Annotated in this window: 25 protein-coding genes and 1 pseudogene; 13 read left to right on the forward strand and 13 right to left on the reverse strand. The window is 62.1% G+C overall.

The window, feature by feature from the left end; genetic code table 11:
* Positions 1–31 precede the first annotated feature (31 nt).
* From D1793_RS13555 to D1793_RS13565, 3 genes are read left to right on the forward strand one after another with little or no spacing between them, the layout of a single operon-like run.
* Positions 32–490 (forward strand): ATPase, encoded by a 459-nt coding sequence (locus tag D1793_RS13555; protein WP_119022625.1) that lies wholly within the window; start codon positions 32–34, stop codon positions 488–490.
* On the forward strand, positions 491–2236 hold the full coding sequence (locus D1793_RS13560) for a DUF3141 domain-containing protein (protein ID WP_162899965.1): 1746 nt from the start codon (positions 491–493) through the stop codon (positions 2234–2236). It begins immediately after the preceding gene.
* 6 nt (positions 2237–2242) lie between these two features.
* Entirely contained in the window at positions 2243–3304 is a 1062-nt protein-coding gene (locus D1793_RS13565) for an AI-2E family transporter (protein WP_119022626.1), read from the forward strand.
* Between the two features lie 57 nt (positions 3305–3361).
* Here D1793_RS13565 and D1793_RS13570 read toward each other — a convergent pair whose 3' ends face one another.
* The 10 genes from D1793_RS13570 to D1793_RS13610 form a co-directional block, all read right to left on the reverse strand.
* On the reverse strand, positions 3362–4237 hold the full coding sequence (locus tag D1793_RS13570) for a DMT family transporter (RefSeq protein WP_119022627.1): 876 nt from the start codon (positions 4235–4237) through the stop codon (positions 3362–3364).
* Between the two features lie 213 nt (positions 4238–4450).
* Positions 4451–5248 carry a hypothetical protein gene (locus tag D1793_RS19475; RefSeq protein WP_162899966.1) on the reverse strand — a complete coding sequence of 266 codons (798 nt, stop codon included), beginning with the start codon at positions 5246–5248 and terminating at the stop codon, positions 4451–4453.
* 128 nt (positions 5249–5376) lie between these two features.
* Positions 5377–5817: a hypothetical protein gene (locus D1793_RS13575; RefSeq protein WP_162899967.1), complete on the reverse strand. Its 441-nt coding sequence runs from the start codon at positions 5815–5817 to the stop codon at positions 5377–5379.
* 103 nt (positions 5818–5920) lie between these two features.
* Positions 5921–6289: a cation transporter gene (locus D1793_RS13580; RefSeq protein ID WP_119022629.1), complete on the reverse strand. Its 369-nt coding sequence runs from the start codon at positions 6287–6289 to the stop codon at positions 5921–5923.
* Between the two features lie 71 nt (positions 6290–6360).
* On the reverse strand, positions 6361–7023 hold the full coding sequence (locus D1793_RS13585) for an isoprenylcysteine carboxylmethyltransferase family protein (RefSeq protein WP_119023692.1): 663 nt from the start codon (positions 7021–7023) through the stop codon (positions 6361–6363).
* A complete protein-coding gene (locus tag D1793_RS13590; RefSeq protein WP_119022630.1) occupies positions 7023–7256 on the reverse strand; it encodes a DUF2933 domain-containing protein in 234 nt (77 codons plus the stop codon). The genes D1793_RS13585 and D1793_RS13590 overlap by 1 nt, the downstream gene beginning before the upstream one ends.
* Before the next feature lie 109 nt (positions 7257–7365).
* Positions 7366–8187 carry a prolipoprotein diacylglyceryl transferase gene (gene lgt, locus D1793_RS13595; protein WP_119022631.1) on the reverse strand — a complete coding sequence of 274 codons (822 nt, stop codon included), beginning with the start codon at positions 8185–8187 and terminating at the stop codon, positions 7366–7368.
* 15 nt (positions 8188–8202) lie between these two features.
* The gene (locus D1793_RS13600) at positions 8203–9066 is read right to left on the reverse strand and encodes a sialidase family protein (RefSeq protein ID WP_162899968.1); all 864 of its coding nucleotides are present in this window, start codon (positions 9064–9066) and stop codon (positions 8203–8205) included.
* Positions 9067–9132: 66 nt separating this feature from the next.
* Positions 9133–10797: a multicopper oxidase family protein gene (locus D1793_RS13605; protein WP_119022633.1), complete on the reverse strand. Its 1665-nt coding sequence runs from the start codon at positions 10795–10797 to the stop codon at positions 9133–9135.
* Positions 10798–11512: 715 nt separating this feature from the next.
* Positions 11513–12832, reverse strand: coding sequence for an IS1380 family transposase (locus D1793_RS13610; protein ID WP_119022634.1), 1320 nt, complete (start codon positions 12830–12832; stop codon positions 11513–11515).
* 684 nt (positions 12833–13516) lie between these two features.
* Between D1793_RS13610 and D1793_RS13620 the strand changes: the two genes are divergently transcribed.
* From D1793_RS13620 to D1793_RS13645, 7 genes are all read left to right on the forward strand, one after another.
* Positions 13517–14119 (forward strand): Spy/CpxP family protein refolding chaperone, encoded by a 603-nt coding sequence (locus tag D1793_RS13620; protein WP_119022636.1) that lies wholly within the window; start codon positions 13517–13519, stop codon positions 14117–14119.
* Between the two features lie 80 nt (positions 14120–14199).
* Positions 14200–16704 carry a heavy metal translocating P-type ATPase gene (locus D1793_RS13625; protein ID WP_119022637.1) on the forward strand — a complete coding sequence of 835 codons (2505 nt, stop codon included), beginning with the start codon at positions 14200–14202 and terminating at the stop codon, positions 16702–16704.
* Positions 16701–16883 (forward strand): hypothetical protein, encoded by a 183-nt coding sequence (locus tag D1793_RS13630; protein ID WP_119022638.1) that lies wholly within the window; start codon positions 16701–16703, stop codon positions 16881–16883. Before D1793_RS13625 ends, D1793_RS13630 begins: the two co-directional genes overlap by 4 nt.
* A 107-nt stretch (positions 16884–16990) precedes the next feature.
* On the forward strand, positions 16991–17335 hold the full coding sequence (locus D1793_RS13635; protein WP_119022639.1) for a DUF2946 family protein: 345 nt from the start codon (positions 16991–16993) through the stop codon (positions 17333–17335).
* 101 nt (positions 17336–17436) lie between these two features.
* The gene (locus tag D1793_RS13640) at positions 17437–18516 is read left to right on the forward strand and encodes a YncE family protein (protein ID WP_205527552.1); all 1080 of its coding nucleotides are present in this window, start codon (positions 17437–17439) and stop codon (positions 18514–18516) included.
* Between the two features lie 14 nt (positions 18517–18530).
* Positions 18531–18683: a hypothetical protein gene (locus D1793_RS19480; RefSeq protein ID WP_162899969.1), complete on the forward strand. Its 153-nt coding sequence runs from the start codon at positions 18531–18533 to the stop codon at positions 18681–18683.
* Positions 18680–19120 carry a DUF411 domain-containing protein gene (locus D1793_RS13645; RefSeq protein ID WP_119022641.1) on the forward strand — a complete coding sequence of 147 codons (441 nt, stop codon included), beginning with the start codon at positions 18680–18682 and terminating at the stop codon, positions 19118–19120. The genes D1793_RS19480 and D1793_RS13645 overlap by 4 nt, the downstream gene beginning before the upstream one ends.
* A gap of 206 nt (positions 19121–19326) precedes the next feature.
* Here the strand turns inward: D1793_RS13645 and D1793_RS13650 are convergent, their stop codons facing one another.
* Genes D1793_RS13650 through D1793_RS13660 form a run of 3 tightly spaced genes read right to left on the reverse strand, consistent with a single transcriptional unit; the run spans position 19327 to position 20773 of the window.
* Positions 19327–19893, reverse strand: coding sequence for a hypothetical protein (locus D1793_RS13650; protein ID WP_240407672.1), 567 nt, complete (start codon positions 19891–19893; stop codon positions 19327–19329).
* Positions 19890–20279 carry a helix-turn-helix domain-containing protein gene (locus tag D1793_RS13655; RefSeq protein ID WP_119022643.1) on the reverse strand — a complete coding sequence of 130 codons (390 nt, stop codon included), beginning with the start codon at positions 20277–20279 and terminating at the stop codon, positions 19890–19892. The genes D1793_RS13650 and D1793_RS13655 overlap by 4 nt, the downstream gene beginning before the upstream one ends.
* Complete coding sequence (locus D1793_RS13660) at positions 20276–20773, reverse strand: transposase (protein WP_119022644.1); 498 nt, start codon at positions 20771–20773, stop codon at positions 20276–20278. The genes D1793_RS13655 and D1793_RS13660 overlap by 4 nt, the downstream gene beginning before the upstream one ends.
* Before the next feature lie 1469 nt (positions 20774–22242).
* Between D1793_RS13660 and D1793_RS13665 the strand changes: the two are divergent.
* The 3 genes and pseudogenes from D1793_RS13665 (at position 22243) to D1793_RS19490 (ending at position 24106) form a co-directional block, all read left to right on the forward strand.
* Positions 22243–23096 (forward strand): annotated as a pseudogene (locus tag D1793_RS13665) (IS5 family transposase).
* Positions 23097–23208: 112 nt separating this feature from the next.
* On the forward strand, positions 23209–23556 hold the full coding sequence (locus D1793_RS19485; protein WP_162899971.1) for a hypothetical protein: 348 nt from the start codon (positions 23209–23211) through the stop codon (positions 23554–23556).
* A gap of 247 nt (positions 23557–23803) precedes the next feature.
* Positions 23804–24106, forward strand: coding sequence for a transposase (locus D1793_RS19490; RefSeq protein WP_162899972.1), 303 nt, complete (start codon positions 23804–23806; stop codon positions 24104–24106).
* The last annotated feature ends 131 nt before the right edge of the window (positions 24107–24237 follow it).

Raw genomic sequence — 24237 nt, forward strand, 5'->3', positions numbered from 1 at the left:
TTGATACATACCAGTAAAGTGAGTGATTGCCATGAACGTTGAAACCTTTCGTGATGTGGTCGAGTGGACTCGGGCCCTGCATGAGCATCTGGCCAGGTGCCTGAAGCACTGTTCAACACGGCAGGAGGAAGAGCGCGCCAAGTGGCTGTTGGAATACCTAGCGGATCATGAGGCGGCACTGGAGAAAACCGTCACTAGCTTCAAGGAGCAGGCTGCCACCAAGGCGTTGAATACCTGGCTCTACGACTATATTGCCTACGCGCCCATCAAACCCCACCTGTCGTGCAGCGCGCCCTATGCGGAGATGAGCTTCGACGAGATTTGCCAGGAGATCTTCGACCTCCATGAGCAGGTCATCGGCTTCTATCGCTATCTCGAAGGGCGTACCGAGATTCCCGAGACGCGCAAGCTGATCGGTGAACTCCTGAAGCTCGAAGAGCATGAAGCGATGCGCCTGGTCCACCAGACCAACCGCGCCAGGGACCTCTAAATGGTCGATGCTCCCACCACCTCGACAGCGGCGATGAGTCGTCTATCGCAGTACGGTATCCCGACCGATGGTCTGATGACGGAGCTGTTGCGCTACCAGCACGATCTCTGGCAGCGCAGCGTGCTCCATCTGGACACGCTGCGCCAACGCGCCGAGAACATGATCGCGCATGAGCGGGCCGGCAAGCCGCCGCTGCTCGACTTCGACTACGAGATGATCCTCGACGGTCGTCGACTGGAGCGCCCCGCCAACTATGCGCTGCTGCGGATCACCCGGGTGGGCGATGACTGCCTCAAGGACTGCCTCGATGCAACCAAGCCCCCTGTGATGATCGTTGATCCACGCGCCGGCCACGGCCCGGGCATCGGCGGCTTCAAGCGCGACTCCGAAGTCGGAATGGCGCTCCACGAAGGCCACCCGGTCTACTTCGTCGCCTTCTCTCCGGAGCCCATGGCCGGGCAAACGCTGGGTGACGTACTGCATGTTCTAAGGCGCTTCGTCGAGACGGTGGCCGAACACCACCCTGGCAAGCCACCGGTACTCTACGGCAACTGTCAGGCGGGCTGGGCCATCGCCCTGCTTGCGGCGGACTGTGAGGGGCTGGTGGGGCCCGCGATCCTCAATGGCTCGCCGCTCTCCTATTGGTCGGGTGAGTCCGGCGTCAACCCCATGCGGCTCGCCGGCGGGCTCATGGGCGGCGCCTGGCTGACACACCTGTTGGCCGACCTGGGTGATGGGCGTTTCGACGGCGCCCACCTGGCCGCCAACTTCGAGTCGCTCAAGCCGGCGAACACCCTCTGGCAGAAGGAGTACCAGCTCTTTGCCCATGTCGACACCGAGCGCGAGCGATTCCTCGACTTCGAGCGCTGGTGGACGGGCTTCTACGCACTGAGCAAGGAAGAAATCAGCTCCATCGTCGAGAACCTCTTCGTCGGCAACAAGCTCGAACGCGGCGAGCTCAAGGTCTGTCCGGGCTGCACCGTCGATCTACGGCGCATCCGCAATCCACTGGTGATCTTCGCCTCCAGCGGCGACAACATTACCCCGCCCCACCAGGCGCTGAACTGGATCCCGGCGGTCTACCCGGATACCGCAGCGCTCAAGGCCGCGGAGCAGCGCATTGTCTATCTGCTCAACCCCCATGTGGGCCATCTCGGCATCTTCGTCTCGGCCAAGGTTGCCCGACTCGAGCATCGAGCGATCCTCGAGAGTGTCGGTGAGCTGAACGACCTGGCGCCCGGCCTCTACGAGATGCACATCGACAACCCCACCGGCGACCCCGACTGCCACAAGCCACAATTCCGGGTGCAGTTCAAGCAACGTCGGGTAGAGGACCTGAACTATCCCAATCAGGCGCCGGCATTCGAGCAGGTTAGCGTACTATCCGAGTACAACGTGGCTCTCTATGAGACGTTTCTTGGCCCCTGGGTACGGCTAATATCCAATCCATGGACGGCAGAGGCGCTGCGACAACTACACCCCGCCAGAACCAGCCGTTTGCTGTACGCCGAGCGTTTCAACCCTTGGATGGCCTCTGTGAAGCCGTTGGCAGGCGCCGTGGCAACCGCACGCGATCCACTCGACAAAGACAATCCGTTTTCCCAGTGGGAGGCGCTGAACAGCGCGATGATCGGCTCCTGGCTCGAACTCGCGGGAACCCTACGCGACGGTGCCAGCGAGATCGCGTTTCGCGGACTCTACGGCTGGCCGTTAGCCATTGAGGAGATAGGCATGGGAGAAGCGTGAGACATCATGTACGACCACCATGGGTCACCGATACTGAATCCACTCTGGGTGATCGCGATCATCCTCATCGTCGCAGCCCTGTACTGGCTCCGGGTTCTCGCCGCGCCCATGGCATTCTCACTGTTTCTGATGGCGCTGGTGTGGCCTGTTTACCAACACAAAGCATTCAAGGGAAAGTGGGCACTGCGTGGATTGGCGCTTATCGTTTCGATTCTGGTCGTGTTGACTGCCACGGCGGCGGTTCTCCTGCTGATCGGCTACGGCGCCCGTACCATTGCATACGGCCTGTCGCTGTACGGCGAACGCGCACAGGAGACCTATCGCACCTTCGGCCTATGGCTCGAAGGTAGGGGGATTGGACTTTGGCCCGCCGTAGGTGATCCATTCAGCCCCAACGGACTCTTTCACCTGGTTCATGAGGCCGTGCTACGCATCAATGCAATCATGGGCTTTGTGGCATTGACCTTGATCTTCCTGATCCTGGGCTTGCTGGAAGCCAGTGCCTTTCAGCATCGCCTACCTCATGCGTTTGGTACGGATGTAGCCGACCGACTCTTGAGGGCCTTCCATATTCTCGGATGGAAATTTCGCCGCTACATGCTCGTCAGGACCGCGGTAAGCGTACTGACCGGCTTGTTGACCTGGATATTTTCGCTAATGGCGGGGCTAGACTTTGCCATTGCCTGGGGCATACTGGCCTTCGCGCTGAACTACATTCCCTTCATCGGTTCCATTCTCGCGGTCTTTCCCCCTGTCCTTTTCGCCATTGTCCAGTTCGAGTCATGGCAGACCCCGGCACTGGTTCTCCTCGGCATGACACTCATCCAGTTCTCGATCGGCAACCTGCTCGACCCCAGACTCGAAGGACGTGCCCTTGCCGTCTCCCCCTTCGCCGTCGTTTTTTCCATTTTCTTCTGGGGAATGCTGTGGGGCATCCCCGGCGCCTTCATGGGGGTTCCCTTGACGATCGCCATTGCAACAATATGCAACCATTTCCATGATGCCTGCTGGATAACACGACTGCTGACTCCCCAATCCAAGCGAGAGAACGTGAAGAAAAATCTGTGATTTATTAACTTCCTAAGGACAGGAGGCGGACTCTTCCCGAGCTGTTTGGTACGGCCATCAGTGGCCTCCACGATCCGGCGCTTTATATGAGCCCCCAGGCCAGATAATAAGCGCCAGCCCCAGTAGCGTGATCGCCACGCCTGCCAACTCGATGGGGCTAAAGCGCTCGTCCAGCAGCAACACGCCAATCAGCAAGCCAAAAGCCGGCGTCAGAAAGGTAATAGAATTGAGCTTGGTAAGCGGCGCCCGGGACAGCAGTGCATACCACAGCACGACCATCAGAGCGGTAGCCGGCACTGACAGTGCAAAGAGCGTACCGGCAAAATTCCAGCTCCAACGGATCTCCCACTCCTCACCCATGACCAACGAGCCCCCAAACAGAAATACCGCTCCAATCATCAACTGGAAGCCCATCGGAATCCAGATATCACCATCCTTGCTGCGGCGTTTGAGAAGAATATTGCCCACCGCTGTTCCCAGTGCACCGACGAGCACATAAAAGGCGCCTTCAAGGCGACCCGCGGTGTAGTCAAAACCAGGTAGAGCAAGAACGACAACACCGACGAAGCCGATCATCAGGCCACACAGAATCTGTCGGGACAAGACTTCCTTAAGAAACCAGACAGCGAGGATAGCGGCGATCAATGGCTGAACGTTGGCCAATACGGTGGCGATACCGCTTGCAAGCTTTCCGGCACCGAGAAACATGCCGCCAAAGCCGATAGCGGTGAAGCTTAGGCCGATCAGGGTGAGCTTCCCAATCTCCCCTGGCCGTGGCCAGCGCCACTTACCACAGAGGCTGGCCAAAGCCACCAGTATGGCGCCGGCCAGCAGCGCTCGCAGCGCGGCAAACAGCAATGGCGGCGGAGCATCGGGGTTCCCTATCACGATCAGGGGAAAGCACAGGGCCCACAACAAGGCAACGAGGACCATGCCCCCTATCGTGGTGGGAGACAAGAATGTACTGACCGCCGAGCAGTCTCGGTGACGGAATACCCCTGATCGGTTACCAGGCCGGCTTCATCTGCTTTCAGTCCCCCAGTGTCAGGATTTATCAGTCAGCCCACATCAAATCGTGTGGTCATGGCTCCCCCTCTCATTATGAGACTTGTCGCGGCACGCGCACCAATGAAAACATGCCGTCTCTCACTGCTTGTGTCTATCATGTGCCGAACCACCCTTTCTTCTTCGCTGTAGAACGACTTTTACCAGGGCTGTAGATTGCAAAAAGCAGACAGTCCCAACGAGGCCGAGGAACCAGAACCGAAACCAATTAGGGTCCGGCACCCCACGCTGAAAAACTAGATTCCTGAGACTCGGATCATAGTGCAGGAAAAGAAAGTAGATCCCATGAAGCGACACTAGGTAGAAAACCATATAGGCGTAGTTCTGGAGATGCTTCCATGTTGAGTTTCCCAGGAAGCGCATGGCCTTGTCGGATGATATGGCAAATAGGACAAGCCCAAAGAAGAGGGCGACTGAACCGACCAGGTTGGCAAGCCCGAACCCCGGGTCCACAAGTATCGGACCCGAAAGCCCCACCACCGGCAGCTCCTGATAGCCAAAAAAACCGCGGATAGACCAGCGTGCCCAGCCATCCCACACCAGAAAAGCATGTACAGAGGAAAAGATAGCAAACCATATCCCGAAGGCTCGCCGCCAATTCACAAGGAAGCTCAGTCTCCTAGGCCATATTGTCGCCATAGGGCCTGTCGTCATGGCGGCAAATAACAGGATGAAAGCAGCGTCACCGATGGCTCGCCAGGTACGCATCTCGACATCCCAGTCCATTCGGCTTAACCAAAAAAGGTAGGCCGCCATGGCGCCGATCAGTGCAACAACGATATGCTGTCCTAATCGACGTTTTCTGATCGGCGCATTGGCTTTTATTGAAGACATCGCCTCCTTTTCACTAGCTCTTCTGGCTGCTCCGTGATCGCCCATCTTTTCCTCCTCTCTAGACAGCCCTTGAACACATGGGCATCGCCATTTGACGCATGAGGATGCTCAGGGTCGAGCACGGATGATTACCGTATAAAAATTAGCAACAGAAAATTCACCCCTTTTTACACTTATTCCTCATGGCGGTGACGGAACTCTACCTCAGTGGTAGGCTCACCAATTCTGTCGATACGCAGTTGCAGTCTGTAGGCTCCCTCTTCCGGCAAGCTGAAAAAATTGCCATAGGTGATCGTATCGGAAATATCCATCGGTTCCAGCTGGAGAAACTCACTCGAATGCCCCTCATGTCGCAGGCGCGCGGCCACCTTGGCATCCTCTATCCGCTGACCGCTCGACTGGTCCACCAAGGTAACAGTCAGGTGCTGTTCACGGGTCATCACACCCTCGCGCCCCTCGTGGACGATAGGGTGATCCTTGATCATCTCCGCCGGCAAGATGCCGATATACACGTTCATGCCATCCACTGATTGGTAATAGCCGCCATCATCCGCCAACAAGGGCGCGGATACCCAGGATGCCAGTAGCACCATAAGAATCAGTATACTTTTCATGGCTCTCATCGTCTTTTCCTCCATACCTTGTTGAATATCACACTATCACTGGTCGCAACACAGTCACCCAGATAACAACCTCGGCTCGTACTTTCTCAAACTGTTATCGCTTCCTGTTATTAGTCGGCGGCGTCTGATGACAGCTCCATGGCTCCTGTCTGGCGTTATCCTTCACGTTCTGATCAACAAACCGATAGTGTTCCTCCTTGAGTCGATTCCACCAACCCTGGCTGATTTTCACAGCGTGTTTCTCTAGAATCTCCTCGACGCAGTCGAGACACAGCCTCGAGGCATCGTACTCCAGGTCCAGCCTCCTTTTTTTTGGGTCGAAGGCAACACTATCCAGCCCGTATAGCTCGTCGATGTCGGCGACAGCAGCACGAATGTCCTTATCGTCGCTGGGCTTCAGTTTAAGGTGACGAGTCACCAGATTGACCTCGGATACGCCGAGACGATGATCTTCATTTTTCATGGGATATTCACCTCTTCTGCCAATTTTTTCTTACACAGGCTCGATCAGCCAGCCGTGTCAGACGGCATGCTTCACTCCCCTTTGGAATGAGCAGGGGCCTTGGGATGCACTCGGGGTATAAACCCCGGAATTTTCTTCATATAGGCTCTGTATTCCTCGCCAAACTCTTTCATAGCCATCTCTTCTTCACGGCGAGCAAGTCGCACATAGACCACAACCAGGACCGGGAACATGATGAGGGTCAACAGCGTGGGCCATTGCAGAAGGAACCCGAACATGATCAGGATAAAGGCGGCATATTGCGGGTGGCGGCAGCGCGCATACCAGCCGGTCATGGCGAGTTCGTTACGCTGCTGAGCTTGATGAAGCACTCGCCAGGCAGACGCCAGAATGAAGAACCCCGCTACGATGACGAGACTGCTAGCGATATGCAGAATATTGAAATGAGGATCTCCCTCTACCCCCAGCAGGGTCTGTAGCAGGTGGCCGCTCTCGTGAGAGAAAGGGTCGAGTTCAGGGAAGCGCGATGTCAGCCATCCAGCCAGAAAGTAAATGGTCAGCGGGAAACCGTACATCTCCACGAACAGCGCCACCACAAAGGCCGAGAAAGCACCCAGACTTCGCCAGTCAGTCTTGCTCTGTGGCTTTATGAAACTGAAGGCGAAAAAGATGAATACGGCCGAATTCAGGACAACCAGTATCCACAGCCCATAGGCGCTGTGTTCCGCGTTCATCATTGGTCCTCCTCGTTCTTTCTCTTGCCGTGGTGGCCACCGTGACCGCCGTGTATGAACACATGCATCAGCGGACAGGCCAGCAAGATGAGAAAGGGTAGAAACTGTATGAAGTGAACCCTATGCTCGGCCCATAGCAGGTACACCACGAATGCAAGAAAAAGCCCTAGTGGTAGCCAGAAACGTATTGGCTGCTGCCCGCCAGAATCGGCAGGGTGCTTGTCGTGTTTCATCTTTCACCTCGCATGCCTTGAAAGTCGGCCAAAATAGGGGGCGGACTCACGGATGACACGTAATGCCAAAGACCTCATTGAAAGCGTCACTTTTATGGAGGCCAAGGCGCTACTTGACCGCTTCACTATCGGTCTTCACCTTCTGCTCCCCCCTCGTTACCGATTGACCACGCGACCAGCCGATCAGGGCCACGCCGGCCACGATCATCGGCAGGGTCAGCAGCATGCCCATGGTCACCCAGCCGAAAGCGATGAAGCCGATATGGGCATCGGGCAGGCGCACGAACTCCACGGCGAAGCGGAAGACGCCATAGAGCAGCAGGAAGAGCCCGGAGATCAGCCCGCTGCGCCGTGGTGAACGCGACAGCCACCAGAGCACCGCGAAGAGCACCACCCCCTCCAGGGCGAACTCGTAGAGCGCCGTGGGGTGGCGCGGTTCCGGCCCCATGTGCGGGAAGGGCATGGCCCAGGGCAATTCGCTGACCCGGCCGGGCAACTCGTGGTTGATGAAGTTGCCGATCCGCCCGGCACCCAACCCGATCGGCACCAGCGGGGCGATGAAGTCGGTCAGCCGGAAGAAGCCCAGGCGGTGCTTGCGCGCGAACACCAGTGCCGCGACCAGCACCCCGATCAGGCCACCGTGAAAGCTCATCCCCCCTTCCCAGATCCTCACCAGCCACAGCGGGTCGGCCAGCCACTGCCCGCTGCCGTAGAAGAGGGCATAGCCCAACCGCCCTCCGAGCACCACGCCCACGGCGGCATAGAAGATCAGGTCGCCGATATCATCGTGAGTCAGGCCCAGGCGGTGGGCCCGGAGGCGACCCAGCCACCAGGCGGCGACGAAACCCAGCACGTACATCAAGCCATACCAGTGGATCGCGAACGGGCCGAGGCTGATGGCCACCGGATCGATCTGAGGATATTGCAGCATGGGGTATCTCCCTGTTCACTCGAGACGCGACCAGTCGCGTCCACCGTTATCGCTGATCAACAGCTGATTGAGGTCATCGGCCGCGACCAGGCGCTGGGGATCGTTCGGATCCACCGCCAGATGCATCAGATAGCGCTCTCCCCACTCACCCTTCACCACCTCCCAGTCACGGCTGGCTTCCTCGGCTCGCAGCAGGCCGATACCCAGCATGAAGACGTAGAGTTCTCCACCATTGACTTCGACCAGGCTCACCGGATAGCGCTCGGGGTGGATCTGGCGCCAGCGCTGGCCGCCGTCGGGGCTCATCAGCAGGCCGGCCTGGGTGGCGGCATAGAGCTGGTCGGGATATCGGCTGGAAGCCGCCAGGCCGATCAAGCCCTCTGGCGCTGGGGCCTGAAGCTGCCATTGGTGGCCACCATCCAGGCTGATCTGCAACTGGCCACGATAGGCCCCGTAGAGCACATCCGGATCGGCCTCGCTGACCGTCAACTGGTGGAAGTCCACCGGGCCATCGGCGCCGGCGGAACGCTGCTCCCAAGAACCGCCCCCATCGGTGGAAACCATGACGCCGAGGTTGCCGCCGTGCGCCGGGTGACCACTGGCGAAGAGTGTGTCGGCCTCCTTCGGATGGGGTGAGAAGCCCATGAAGTCGTGGGTCTCGCCGGAGACCTGTCGCGCCCTGCCGTCGGCGCCAACGATATGGAAGCCGTGGTGAGTCGCCAGCTGGATGCGCTGGCTATCGGTGCGGTCGAAGGCCACGCCATGAATATGGGTCTTCTCGCGCAGCTCCTCGAGGCTGACGCCTTCAGACTCGCCGGAACAGCCGGCGAGTGGTAACGACAGCAGCAACAGGGGCAGGATCATTCGATATCGTGTCATGTGCATTGACTCGTTGCCTCACCGGCGACCTGCAATGAGCTGGCCACCGACGGGTAAGGTGGTAAATCAGCGAATCCGGACCGTGGCCATCATGCCCAGCTCCTCGTGCTCGATGATGTGGCAGTGAAGCAGCCAATCGCCGGGCTCGCGGAACACCATGCGCAGTTTCAGACGCTGGTAGGGCGCCAGGTTGACGGTGTCCTTCCAGGCCAGCCAGGGAGCATCGCGCCACTCACCCTCGGCATCGCGGGTGGCGATCACCTGGAAGTGGGTGCCATGCACGTGGAAGGGGTGGTCCATATGGGAGTTGTTGAAGACTTCCCACTCCTCCACCTCGCCGGCCTGGCCCTCGAAGAGGATCTCGTCCATGGCGAAGGCGCGGCCATTGATCAGGAAGTCCACCTCCGGCCGGCCGGCCATCTCGGACATGTCGTGGCCATTCCCATGACCGTTTCCATGGCCACCTCCATGACCATTCTGGGCAGCGCCATGGCCACCACCGTGAGCGTCATGGTCATCCGACGCGCCCGACATGCCGCCATGCTCATCGTGGCCAGCGTCTGGCATGCCGCCTTCCTCGCCATGTCCCGCACCGTTATCGTCATGGCCCGGCATCACCTCAGTCAGCTCCACCCGACGCTGCACCGCCGGCTCGACCAGGGGCTCGACGCTACCCAGCCGATCAGGCAGGGTGACGGCGGGCTGTACGCCCGAGTTACGGGTGTGGATTGCCAGCAGCGGCGCAACCTGGTCCAGATGGGGCGGACGATCACCCATCCAGCCACGCTCGTAGGGGTGGCTGGCCAGCCAGAAGCGCCCTTCGACCTGTTCACTCACCCGGACCAGCAGGTCGGCGCGCTCGCCCGGGGTGATCAGCAGCTCCTCCAGCGGCTGAGGCCGCTCGATCAGCCCGCCGTCGGTGCCGATCAGGGTCAGTTCGTGCTCCTCCAGGCGCAGACGCAGATAGCGGCCGGCGCAGGCATTGATCAACCGCAGACGCAGGGTGGTGCCCGGCGCCACATCGAGGCGCGGTTCGCGCTGGCCGTTGACCAGCAGCAGTTCCCCCTCGCGGCCGTTCAGCCAGTCCTCGGCGGTGTGGGGAGCGACCTCGCCCGTTGCCGTCAGGCGCAGGTCGCTGACCACCAGCAGGTGCTCCTCCACCTCCATCGGCAGCACATCCTGGGGCGGGCGCACCAGCAGGGCGCCGGCCAGGCCATGGGCCACCTGTCGGGCGGTGCCCTGGTGGGGATGAGGATGGAACCAGTGCAAGCCAGCGCTGCCCTCCGGGAAGGTGTAGTGGTAGCGGCGTGACTCGCCTGGCGCCACGGCATCCCAGGGGGCGCCATCCTGGGCCTGGGGAACCGGCACGCCGTGCCAATGCACGGTGGTCTCCTGCTCCAGTTCGTTGATGAGGGTGATGTCCAGTTCATCTCCCTCGCGGACCTCGATCAGCGGTGCCACCTTGCCGTTGTAGAGCCACAGCCTGGCCTCGAGCTCATCGCCGAGCGGCACCGCATGGGGGGCCGGCGTCAGCGCACTATGAAAGCGGCCGGCCGTCTCGCTCAGGTTGGCGATACGTGGCAGCGGTTGCAGCGGCTGGCCGCCTTCGGGAAGCAGGGCAGGCGCCATGCCGTGGCGTTGCGTGCGGGTGGCGGCGAAGGCCATGTAGCCGGTCGATGACAGGACCAGGCCACCCAGGGCCGAGTAGCGCAGGAAATCGCGACGATTCATCAGGTTGTCCTCGTGACATGAACACTCTCACCGCGGGGGTGCCCGCGGCGCCATCGGGGGATGGGGTTCAGCGACGAGGAGGCCGTTCGAAGGGCGCGGGAGGCCCGGACGGATTGCCCAGATCAGGTCCGGACAGGGGGATGGAGGAGACCGCCCCCTCAGCGGCCAGCCGGGCCATGGAGGCTCCGCACTGGGCACAGGGCAGGCAGCAGGGGGACGCTGCAGAGGAGTGTGACTCGCTCGGTTCGGCCGTTTCCGACGTGTCCCATGCCACCGGGTCTTCCAGTGACAGGCTCTCCAGGCAGGCCACATCACCATGATGCCCACCCGCGGCAACGGGCGCCGCAATGGCCAGCAACAGGGCCATCACCAGGCAGAGCAGCCAGTGGCAGGAGAGTCGACGCATGGGGTGAAACGGCCTTGTCAGCCAATGGAAGAACGAGTATTTCATGGCCTCGAGGATACCCGCAACCTGGGTCCTGCACGCAGGTTTACCATCAGATAACTCTTGATTTGCATCAATGGACAGTTTGCGCCGCTGGCCCTAGCCCGGATATTGCACCGGGATGGCCAGAAGCACCCAGATGTCGGGCTCGGTGGGCATGATGGCTCTCAGTACTTGAAATTGGCTATTTCTTGATCAATTTCATGGGCTCCGGACGCACTACCCCCTACCCCCATGTGTTTTCTGTGCCGGGGACAGCACGCCGAGGCGCTACCCCGGGACCAACTTGTCAGCCAGTTTCAGGAACAGGGCCTGTTCCGGGTACTGGCTGCTTAGCATCAGCCGGATGGTGCGCGTGTTGCGGGTGATGACGGCACCGATCTTCAGCAGCTTCAGGCGGATGGTGTTGACCTGGGCCTGGGCGAAGGCGGTGCGCTTGAGGTAGACCCGGCGTAGCCGCTCCAACAGCAGGTAGGCCAGCCCCGAGAGCAGCAGCCGATACTGGTTGGGCCACCATTCGTGGCAGCTGGTGCGGTCGGAGAACAGGAGCTGCTGCTCCTTGATGCGGTTCTCCATCTCGCCCCGGGCGCAGTAGCGATTGTCGTAGAGCCACTCGGCGCTGCAGCCGCGCAGGTTGGTGACCACGTAGCGCGTGTTGAAGCCACGCCGGCTGGTCTCGGACTTGACGATCACCTTGCGCTGTCGCTTCTTCCAGCTGTCCGCGGCGTACTCGATGAAGCCGAAGACCCGCTGCTTCTCCCAGCTCTTCTCAAAGCGGATGGCCGACTCGTAGTCGATGTCCAGGGCCAGCTTGGCCAGCCGCGGGTTGCCGGCGAGGCCGACGATGTAGTCGACACCGTGGCGCTCGCACCAACTGAGGATCAGCGGGCGGCAGAAGCCGCTGTCGCCGCGGAATACGACCTTTACCTCAGGCCACGCCTGGCGCAGCCGCCGAACCAGCAGGGCAAGAATGGCGCCGGCGTGGTGGGCGGCATCTCGGTAGGCCGGGCGAAGGTAGCTGGCCAGCAGCTGATCGCCACAGAACACGAACAGCGGCAGAAAGATGTAGTGGTTGTAGTAGCCGTTGAAGTGCCGCCCGAGCTGCTGGCCGTGCACCCGGTCGTCGGTGGCATCGAAGTCGAGGTAGAGCGGCTTCTTGGGTGGCCGCCGGAACGAGCGGATCAACTGCTCGATCATTTCCTCGTGGATGGTGACCGCCCAGTCCCGATCGGCTTGCTGCTCGAAGCGACACAGCGTGGACTGGCTGGCCAGCACGCCGTCGGTATCGACGGCGGTCTGCAGGGCGATGTCGTGACGCAGCGCCTGGTGGTCGTTGAGATCCTCGTAGCCCAGCGCCAGGCCAAGCACGCGCTGCCGAACCAGGGTTTCGGTGCGATGCAGGCAGCGTTGAGGATCGCGATCATCGCTGAGCCGGCGAGCGACGGCGCGGGTCAGGCCCATCTCACGATCGAGCTGACGCAGCAGCAGGATACCGCCGTCAGAGGTGACATCACCGCCATCGAAGCGGGCGATGACCGGACGGCCTTTGCAGCGTGGAAAGGAAGCGGACGGCGTGGTACATTTTGTCATGGCGGCTGAGGCGGTTGGTTCTGGTGTAGGAGCTTGAATCATAACCGATTTTCAGCCGCCTTTTTCATGCCCGGTGCAATATCCGGGCTAGGGTTATAGCCACATGGCACAGATTAAGTGAGCTCCACGAGATGGGTCCACAGGCGACCGAACAGAGTACAACACCCGGCCGGAGCGGACTTTCCGTCTGGCTGGGTGCTGTGCTCATCCTGGCGCTGCTGCTGGCCACGCCTCTGGCCAAGGCCGACGTGGTGCAGCATGCCCACCCGGGCGACCAGGTTGCACCAGCCGGCCTCGAGCTCGCCTTTGGCGAGGCATCGCCCGACGCCTGGCTTACCGCACCGTCTGGCTTGCCCCACTGCCACCACGACCATGCCTGGCGCCCCGCGTCGGGCATCTTGCCCCGCGGCGAGACACCCGATAGCGCGCCTGAAGCGACCAGCCCGGCAACCCCCATTGTCGGGCCACCCCCGCACCTCACCTCTCCGCTTGGCCACACCCACCCCGGGCCCAGCGTTCGGCCCTCCGCTCCTCTCTACCTGCTGACGCAACGCTTCCGCTCCTGAGTTCTGGGTGGCTTACCTGACACCCTCGAGGCACGGCATTGACCTCTGTGCCGCACATAGCCGGAATACTGTAAGCAGTGGCCCTCGACTGGGCCAATCGGCAGCAAGGAGAACGACCATGAACATTCGCAAGCAGACTCTCGCCCTCGGGCTCGCGCTGGCCATCGGTGCCAGTGGTTCTGGGATCGCCCTCGCCCATGGCATGCCGGACTCTCGACCCGGTCAGGGAAGCGGCATGATGGGAGGAATGATGGGCGGTGGCGGCCAGGGCGGCATGGGCCCCGGCATGATGGGGGGCATGATGGGCGGCGGCGGCCAGGGCGGCATGGGCCCCGGCATGATGGGAGGCATGATGGGCGGCGGCATGATGCCCTGCCCGATGATGGGCGAGGGCATGGGCATGATGTCGGTGCTCGACTCCGATCAGCGCAGCCAGATGCGCGAACTGATGCAGGAGCACCGCCCGGCCCAGTTCGAGCGCAAGGGGCGCCTGATGAACCTGCGCGACGACCTGATGGCCGAGATGCACGGCGAACGTCCGGACCCTGAGCAGGTGCAAGAACTCCACGGCCGCATGGCCGAGTTGCACGGCGAGATGATGGCCGAGATGGTGCGCATGCGTAACGCCATGCACGACCTCATGACCGATGAGCAGCGCGAGCAGCTCCGCCAGGCGGCGCCCGCCGACGTGGATCCCGAGGACCACGATGCCCATCACTGATCGGCGGAGTCACTGAATACGCAACATCAAGGACGGCCAACCCTGGCCGTCCACTCGGCGACAGCTGCAGGAGGCACGTGATGAGTGACACCAGGTCCAGAACGATCACCCTGACGGTACCCGGCATGGGCAGCGACCACTGCGCCGGCATCGTGCGCAAGACCCTCGAGCGCCTCGATGGCGTGAGCGAGATCCAGACCAATATCGCCAACCATCATGTCAGCGTGACGGTCGAGGAAGGCGGACCCGACGGCAACACCCTGAAGGGAGCCGTCGAGGGTGCCGGCTATGACGTGGCCGCCGTCAGCGGTGGTGGCCAGCAGCAGATTCGCCTGACGGTGCCCGGCATGGGCTCGGACCACTGCGCCGGCATCGTGCGCAAGACGCTCGAACGCCTCGATGGCGTGGGCGAGATCCAGACCAATATCGCCAGCCACCGCGTCAGTGTGACCATCGAGGCCGGTGGCCCCGATGGTGAGGCGCTGAAGCGCGCCGTCGAGGGGGCCGGCTATGACGTGGCCGCCGTGCAGACCGAGGAGCAGGAGGCGGGCGACGGCGACGCCGAGATCGAGGAGGCCTACCTCGCCCAGGCGCGCAAGCGCCTGATCATCGCCGGCATACCCGCCACCCTGATCATGCTGTTGATGATGCCGCACATGTTCTGGCAGCCGATCCCGGGCTACCTGGCCATCGTCGCCCTGCTGGCCTTCCCGGTGATCTTTCTCTACGGCGGCGCCGCCACGCACCGCTCGAGCTGGCGCTCGCTGAAGAACGGCACCTTCAACATGGACGTGCTGATCTCCATGGGCAGCCTGCCGCCCTACCTGATCGGCCTGGTCGGCTTCATTACCCCCATGACCTCGTTCATCGAGATGGGCGCCACCATCATGACCTTCCACCTGCTGGGGCGTTACCTGGAGGCCCTGGCCAAGGGGCGCGCCTCCCAGGCCATTCGCCGCCTGCTGACCCTGGGCGCCAAGACGGCCCGGGTGGAGCGCAACGGTGAGGAGGTCGAGGTGCCGGTCAAGGAGCTGGCGCCCGGCGACATCATGATCGTGCGCCCCGGCGACAAGGTCCCCACCGACGGCGAGGTGGTCGAGGGCGAGAGCCACCTCGACGAGTCCATCGCCACCGGCGAATCGATCCCGGTCTACAAGAGCCCCGGCGACAGCGTGATCGGCGCCACCATCAACAAGGAGGGGCGCCTGCGGGTCAAGGCGACCCGGGTCGGCGGCGACACCTTCCTCGCCCAGGTGGTGCGCCTGATCGACCAGGCCCAGGGCTCCCGGGTGCCGATCCAGGAGTTCGCCGACCGCATGACCGGCCGCTTCGTGCCGGCGGTGATCCTGATCGCCCTGGCCAGCCTGGTGGTGTGGCTGCTCATTCCGGACGCCCTGCGCCCGATCCTCGACTGGGGCGCGACCTTCCTGCCCTGGGTCAACCCCGAGGCCGCCACCCCGGTGCTGGCGATCCTGGCCGCCGTGGCGGTGCTGGTCATCGCCTGCCCCTGCGCGCTGGGCCTGGCAACGCCAACGGCGCTGATGGTGGGCTCCGGCATCGGTGCCGAGCGCGGCATCCTGATCCGCTCCGGCGAGGCGATCCAGACCTTCAAGGACGTCAAGGTGATGGTGCTGGACAAGACCGGCACCATCACCCGCGGCGAACCGACGCTGACCGAGGTGGTGGCCGCCGAGGGCGTCGAGGAGTCGCGCCTGCTGACCCTGGCGGCGAGCGTGGAGAACGCCTCGGAGCACCCCATCGCCCGGGCCATTGTCGACGGTGCCAAGGAACGCGATGTGACGCCCGGCGAGGTCAGCGAGTTCCGCTCCACCGGTGCCCGCGGCGTCTCGGGCCGGGTGGGCGACGCGAGCGTGCTGATCGGCAATCGCCGGCTGCTCGAGGAGGAAGGCGTGGCCGGCCTCGAGGCCCTGGATGACGCCATGGGCAAGCTCGAAGCGAAGGGGCGCACCGTGGTGATCGTGGCCGCCGACGGCCAGGCCCTGGGCCTGGTGGCCGTGGCCGATACCCTCAAGGAGGAGTCGGTCGAGGCCATCCGCGGCATGCATGCGCTGGGCCTGCACGTGGTGATGATCACCGGCGACAACGAGCGTGCCGCCCGGGCCGTGGCCGAGGAGGTCGGCATCGATGAGGTCCAGGCCGGGGTGCTGCCCGAGGGCAAGGTCGACGCCATTCGCGCCCTGCAGGCGAAGCACGGCAACCACGTGGCCATGGTGGGGGACGGCATCAACGACGCCGCGGCGCTGAAGCAGGCCAACGTGGGCATCGCCATCGGCGCCGGGGCGGACGTGGCCATCGAGGCCGCCGACGTGACCCTGGTGCGCGGCGAGCTGACCGGGGTGGTGGAGGCCATGCACCTCTCGCGCGCCACCTTCGGCAAGATCGTTCAAAACCTGATCTGGGCCAGTGCCTACAACGTGGCCGCCATTCCCATCGCCGCCGTGGGCCTGCTGCACCCGATGATCGGCGTGATCGCCATGACCGCCAGCTCGCTCTCGGTGATCGGCAACTCGCTGCTGCTCAAGCGGGGCTTCACCCGCGCCAACCCGCAAGGAGAGAAGACATGAACCGCCTGCACCACGCAATGATGACCGCCTGCCTGGTGCTGATGGGGGTGGCCATGCTGATCGTGCTGTGGCGCGGCAACCCCTTCGGCACCGGCACCTGGCTGCTGCTGCTGCCGATGGGGCTCTGTCTCGGCCTGCACCTGTTCATGCACCGCCACAGCCACCGAAACGATGAATGACCCGCGTCCTCGTTCCCGCTTCGCGATTCGCCCGGGAAGTTGCCTTGGATCAATGCAGCTCGAGCCACCAAGAGGCAAGCTGAAGGCCTGACTCAAGGGAGTTCCTCATGCACCGGCTCATTCGGACATCAGCAACACAGCGCACAGGAGGCCGCCTGCTGGCCCTCCTGCTCGCGCTGCTGTTGGCGATGGTCACGCTGTCGAGCCACGGCGCCACCATGGCGTCATCCCCTGACTGCAGCGTCGCCGCCGAATGGGTGGCCGATGATGCTCATGCGAGCAGCGGCCTCAGTGCCGAGCACGACCATGAGGCCTCATCCTGCGTCACCTGTTCCACCGCCACGGGCCAGGCGCGACTCCCCGTGGTGGGTCCGCAGCGCCAGGCCGACTCGCCGGCCATGGCCCTGTTCCCGCAGATCCCGCTGCCCCCCAGACGCCCTCCCAGAGCCTGATCGAACGCAGGCGGCATCGCCGTCGGATTGCGACTCCCCGTCGCATCAAACATTACATTCATCAGGAGTTCTTCATGACTATCCGTTTATCAGCAGCCCCCATGACACGCCAGGCATCCCCGGCTTTCCCTCTTTCCCTCAGCGGAAAGACTCTGCTCCTCGGCTGGCTCATGGCCGCCGGACTGGCCATCTCTACGACACCGACGCTCGCCGCCGCCCTTCCCGCTGGAGACGTCATCACCGCCAACGAGCATGACGCCTCCCTCACTCGCCTCAACTTAACCAGTGGTGAGACCACGACCCGATCGATCGGCATTTCGCCCCACAACATCCAGGTCAGTGCGTCCGGACGCTACCTGATGGCCGTGGGGGAGCCCGTATCCGATGACCATGGCGATGGCCACGGCGGCGGGCATGCCCACGGAGATGCCGTCGGTGAGCTCAAGCTCTACCCGGCCAACGATCCAGCCGGCGTTCTCATGGCCAGCATCGAAGTGGGCAGCCATCCGGCCCATGTGGTCAGTGACCAGGAAGGCCGGTTCGCCTTCGTCACCAACGCCGGAGGTGACAGCGTCTCGGTCGTCGACCTCGAAGCCAGGGAGAGCGTTGCCACCATCGCCACCGGCGAGTATCCCCACGGTCTGCGCCTGAGCCCCGACGGCCGGGAGCTCTATGTGGCCAACGTGCTGGATGGCAGCGTATCAATCATCGATGTCGAAGCGCGGGAAGAGGTCGCTCGCCTGCCGGTCGGCCAGGCTCCCGTGCAAGTGGGCTTCACCCCGGATGGCACCCGGGTCTTCGTCTCATTACGGGACGAGAACCGCGTGGCCGTCATCGACACCAACCGCCGCGAGGTCGTCGAGCGCATCGAGGTGGGCCGGCTGCCGATCCAGGTACACGCCACCCCGGATGGACGCTACATGCTGGTGGCCAATGAGGGCACTGAGGACGAGCCCGATAACCGGGTCTCGGTCATCGCTCTCGACAGCCTGGCGGTGGTGGCCACCCATGAGGTCGGTGCCGGTGCCCACGGTGTTAGCGTCGATGATTCCGGGCGCTTCGCCTTCGTGACCAGCCTCTATGACGACAGCCTGTCGGTCATCGACCTGGAGGCCGGGACCGTGATCAGCCGCTATGACACCGGCCAGGGTCCCAACGGCGTGACCTGGGTAAACCACTGAGAGGAGACAGGACCATGATGACGCAATGTGCCGCCCTGATGGGCCCCCTGGGCTGGATCATGCCCGTCGCCATGATGCTGCTGCTCGGTCTCGGCATCGCTTCGCTCACCAAGTATCTGTTCACGCCCCGCCCCACATCCCGTGACCTTCCGGAGGCTCGCTCATGAATCGCTTCGGCTCCACTCTGCTGCTCTCCGCCGCCCTGCTGCTGGGCGCCGGCACCGCCCACGCCGCCCTGCCCGACAAGGCGACCATGTTCAAGAACCCGGAATGCGGCTGCTGCGACGAGTACGCCCGCCAGCTCGAGGCCCGCGGGGTCGAGGTGAAGATCGTCGACGATATCGAGGTGGGCAAGATCAAGCAGCGCGTCGGCCTGCCCTTCGGCCTCGGGTCCTGCCACACCATTCAGATGGGGGGTTACGCCATCGAGGGTCACGTGCCCTTCGAGGCGGTGGAGAAACTCTTCGAGGAACGCCCGGACACCCGCGGCATCGGCCTGGCCGGCATGCCCATCGGCACCCCCGGCATGCCCGGCCCCAGGCAGGGTGACTGGGACGTCTACCAGTTCCGCGACGGCGAGGCCTCGCCCTTCATGACCCTGTAATCCATCACTATGGCAGTAGAGAAAGGCCGCTTCACTCTTGAGTGAAGCGGTTTTACTGTTTATTAGAAGCACAACTACGCCTTGACATGGAACGCAGGCCAAGCCCACCTCTTCGTCAAACCGCTACCCGCCGAAGAGGTGAATGTGTTCTCCGTCAGTCGATAGCGTCCACGGACTTGATAGCCCCGACTTGTCCCACCCATTATTCAAGGCCGTATCCTCCGGTGGCGCTCCTGCACCGCCAACACCGCCAGCGTCAGGGCCGTCAGCGGTAGTGCAAAGTAGAGCATGGTGACGCTGAAGACCGGCAGCGCATCGTGGTGAGTGGCGGCCAAGATCAGGTAGAGGGTATAGGCCAGATAATAGGCAAACAGCACGCCGCCCTCCCAGCGGCTGATCACCCCGCCGGTGAAGCAGATTGGCAGGCAGGCCACGGCCACCGCAATCATGACCGGAATATCGAAGCCCACCATCGCATCAGGGACAGCAATGCCAGTGGGGGCCAGCAACCCGGTCAGGCCCAGCACTCCGAGGATGTTGAACACGTTGCTTCCCACCACGTTGCCCACGGCAATGTCGCGCTCACCACGCAGTGCGGCAACGATCGAGGTGACCACTTCAGGCAGCGAGGTACCCGCCGCAATGATAGTCAGGCCGATTACCTGGTCGCTCACGCCAAGGGCCTGAGCAAATACCACGGCACCGTCCACCAGCCAGCGTGACCCCAGTACCAGCATGCCCAAGCCCCCCAGCACATACGCCAGGTTGCTCACCAGCCCGTAACCTTCCGCGCGAGGCTCCACGGGGCTCTCCGGCGAGGGCTCCCGACGGCTCTGGCGAAACAGGTGTTAATGGCCAAGTAGCGCTGCTCCTCGTCGAACAGGCGCACCACGATCTGCTCTGGCGGCAGGCTGGCGTACTCGGGGCGGTGGCACACGTCGAGGATCTCCTGTTCTTCGGCCGGTGTTAGCGCGTTAGCCGGCACCGGCCGGCCGACCAAAGGGCGCTGGTCCTCGTGCAGCTCGCCGCCGCGCGTCCAGCGCTGGTACGTCCTGGCGGTGATGCCCAGCTCTCGGCAGGCGGCCTCCAGGCGGGCCCCCTGGGCCCTGGCCTCTTCGATCAGCGCGATGGCGCGTTGGCGATCTGGGGTGCTGATCATGCGTCCTCGTCCCCCCAGATCGCCCTCGCCTTTTTTCTGAGGGCCAGTAACGCTGCGGTCTCCGCCAGGGCCTCGTTCTTGCGGGCGAGCTCCTTTTCCAGCGCCTTGATGCGCTTGCGCTGTTGCTTGGCCTCGTCGGCTTCACGCTGGCGTTCCGAGTGCGAGAGGCTGGCGGCTTGCTCGCAGTCATGCCGCCACCGCCCCAGCTGTTCGGGGAAGATGCCCCGACGGCGGCAGTATTCCGCGGTCTCCTGAGCATTCATCGAGGCGGTTTCAAGCACGGCGTTGAACTTGTCCTTGGACGACCAGCCATCGGTGCCTTTGCCCAGCGCGTCCGGCAGGCAACGTCCCTCGGCGCGGGCTTGCTTGCGCCAGGTGTAGACGGTGCCCAGCGAGATCCCTTCCTGCTCCGCGATCACCTGCGGGGAGAGGTTGTGGGGAGGCAGCAGCTTGGTGACCACGGCTTGCCGGCGCTCCTCTGAGTAACGAGGCATGAGTGTCTCCTTTCGCCCCCTGATCGGTTTATAGGAACAGGGTATCAGAGGGCACGACAGTCATCCTGACACAGGGGGGCTCCAAGGATATCCGTGAGTAGTGTGAGTCAGAATTTCGGGAAACCAAGGGGGCACTGGGCGAGGCCCCACTGCAGATCTACAGAGCACTGATGCCCATTCCACCAGTCACTTCGTCGACCAAATGCAACATAACCATTAATTATGTTGCATTTGGAAATCTTGGAAAGCATGCCTCGCTCACTACAACCCATTTACGGACTGAATTTTTGAAAAAAACCGCGCAGCATCCCTTGAAAAATCGAAAAAGGAATGTTTCACTACCCTTGCCTTGGGTTGCTGCATCACTGGGTCCGAGTGGAGAAAGTCCTAACTTATTAAGATGGGACCTCCCCAGTCCAAATCTTCGACGAAACATAGAACGTGCCTAAGGCATTAAAGGGCATAGACCCGCGTAGCGGGTATTTTCGAAGACTAGTGAGCGCCGTAAGCACCTATAGGCATTGCCCCGCCGATGTGGGGATTGTCGAAAGACGACCAGGTGTAGCTTCATTCGCACCATTGCCGCGCCGATGTGGGGATTGTCGAAAGACGACGAGGTGTGGCTTCATTCGCACCATTGCCCTGCCGATGCGGGGATTGTCGAAAGACGACCAGGGGTGGCTTCATTCGCACCATTGCCCTGCCGATGCGGGGATTGTCGAAAGACGACCAGGTGTAGCTTCATTCGCACCATTGCCCCGCCGATGTGGGGATTGTCGAAAGATAACCAGGTGTAGCTTCATTCGCACCATTGCCCCGCCGATGCGGGGATTGTCGAAAGACGACCAGGTGTGGCTTCATTCGCACCATTGCCCCGCAGATGTGGGGATACTGGGCCCACTGGGATCAACTTCCAGTGGGCCCAATCTTTGACGCGCCCCCATTGCCAGCAGGCTAGCGCTGCCGCCCGCGGCGGTGGTTGGGCCCAATCTTTGACGCGCCCCCATTGCCAGCAGGCTAGCGCTGCCGCCCGCGGCGGTGGTGTCGATGCACAGGTGGCTCTCCACCAAGTAGCGTTCTGGGGCGATGGTCTGGGTCTCCAGCGGCACGATGGCACCATCGCGGCCAGCCACAGCCGCGATGCCCTCGACCTAGAGGCTGCCGTGGAGAACGGCGACGAAACCAACTCGGCCCTGGCAGCCCGTTGCGGCGGACAACCGCTAGCTCGCAATAATTCGAGACAGATAACAACCAGTGGCGCAGTTATCCGCCCTCCGCAACATTTTGAATAAGTAGGTGTACGTCACAGTGGACTCCGGGCACCCTCCCCGTGACTATCCGCACGGGACTAGACAGCTAGGATGATGAAACTTCGGCGTCTCTAGTTGTGCGACTACCCGCTAGCCTAGGCTTTGTCCGAAAACTCGAATTTGCTAATGTCACCTATGCCGCAGCAGCATAGGTGACCCATGGCAGGACGCTACGAGATCTCCGACAACGGCTGGGCCCTCATCGAGGACATCGTCTCGCCGCCGCAGCGGACAGGGCGCCCCCGCCGCGATGACCGTCAGGTGTTGAACGGCATCTTCTGGATATTGTGCTCGGGCGCCAAGTGGCGTGATCTACCTGAGCGCTATGGCCCTTGGAAGACCGTCTACGACCGCTTCCGCCAGTGGCGCGATGACGGCACCTTCGAGGCTATCCTGGCACGTCTCCAGCTCCGCTTGCGAGAAGATGGCCTGATGGATCTGGATACCTGGATGATCGATTCGACATCGATCCGCGCCACCCGGGCCGCTTCTGGAGGCGGCAAAAAGGGGGGCGCCAAGAACCCGTAGACCATACCCTGGGCCGCAGCCGGAGCGGCCTGACGACCAAGATCCATATGGTCTGTGACCGGCACGGTTGGCCGCTAACCTTCACACTGTCGGCCGGGCAGGACTCGGATACTCGGCACTTCATTCCCACCATGGAGCACGTTCATCTGACTGGGGCCAAGGGCAGGCCGTGCAAGCGCTAGCCGCTTCATCGTGGCGGACAAGGGCTATGATAGCGATCCGCTGCGCGCTACTGCGACCGGCACCGCATGAAGCCGATCATTGCCCGGCGCAAGATGAAGCGAAAACCACGCCCCGGGGCCCCAAGGGGCTTTGATAAGCCCCGCTATCGAGAGCGCAACATCATCGAGCGCTATTTCGGCTGGATCAAGGAACTGCGCCGTGTCTGCACGCGATACGACAAATTGGCCAGCAGCTTCAGGGCCATGGTATGCCTGGCGTGCATAGACCGCTGCCTACGGGCAGACTTTTCGGACAAAACCTAGCCTGCCTAGACCACGCTCAGCGCTATTTTTTCCTACACAACCCAGGCATCGTAGGCAGAGAGAGGCGCTTGGCGTGTTCCTGAATCGGTTTTCGGCACATGATAGGCTGTATATGACGGCCACGAAGAGCCACCTTCTCTCATCCAGCCTGAGGATTGATGAACCTGTGAAGATTCCCGATAGAAGCGCTGAAAAATCAGCATTAATGCAGTTTGTTGACAACCTGGCCGAGCAGCAGATCACTGATGATGGCCTTGACCCAGAAACCGGGGCTACGTGGAGCGATATTCGCAACGACTATGAACGGGAATTGAATGCCCTAGTTGAAAGCCATCCGCCACAGCACGTGCTCACACACTTTATCGACAGAGCTGCCGAATTGTATGAGATTTGGGATCCATTGACTTTCATTGAACAGGAAATCGAGTACTTAAAAGATCCAGAAGTCTGGCGCCGCTAGCGTTTGGCTCTGGAGGGGGCAGCTCAGCACATGGGCTTCGAACGGATAGTGTTCTGCTCAACCTGGGATTGCATGGATGCCTCTTGCTGACAAGAGAGGCAGGCCAGTCGGGGTTATGTGAAGCGGCCCCTGAACTGTACAGATGCCAAGCCCGTATCAGACGCAACCTGCCGCTGAACAAACCGTCCGCGGAGCTCCCTGGCCAGCGACATTAGGTGCCCACGTAATAACAGGTGGGCACCTATTAATGACCTCCCCAAGCACTGAACGTGAGATACGTCGCCGTCGCTACGTCCCGTCGTTCCAGGCCAAGGTCGTTGCGGCCTGCCTGCACAGCGATACCTCGATTGCCCAGATCGCCCTGCAGCACGAGCTCAACACCAACCGCGTCCAGACCTATATTCGCAAGGCCAAGAGCCAGCTGCCAGCAGCGGCCAGCCTATCAACCCCGTCCTTTACCTCCGGTGAGATCCACATCGACGAGATCTGGCTGTCCACCGAGCCATGGATATGCGCGCCGGCCCGGATACTTCGCTGGCTCGGATGGTGAAGGTGTTCGGCGCGGCCCCCGCACTGCGCCTCCCTGTTCGCCAACCGCCGCGGTAATCGCATGGAGGTGCTGACACACGATAGACTGGGCGTCTGGGTATGCGCCTAGCACCTAACCTTCACTCAGCCAGC

Source organism: Halomonas sp. JS92-SW72 (genome assembly GCF_003547075.1).
In the GTDB taxonomy this organism is placed as follows: domain Bacteria; phylum Pseudomonadota; class Gammaproteobacteria; order Pseudomonadales; family Halomonadaceae; genus Halomonas; species Halomonas alkalicola.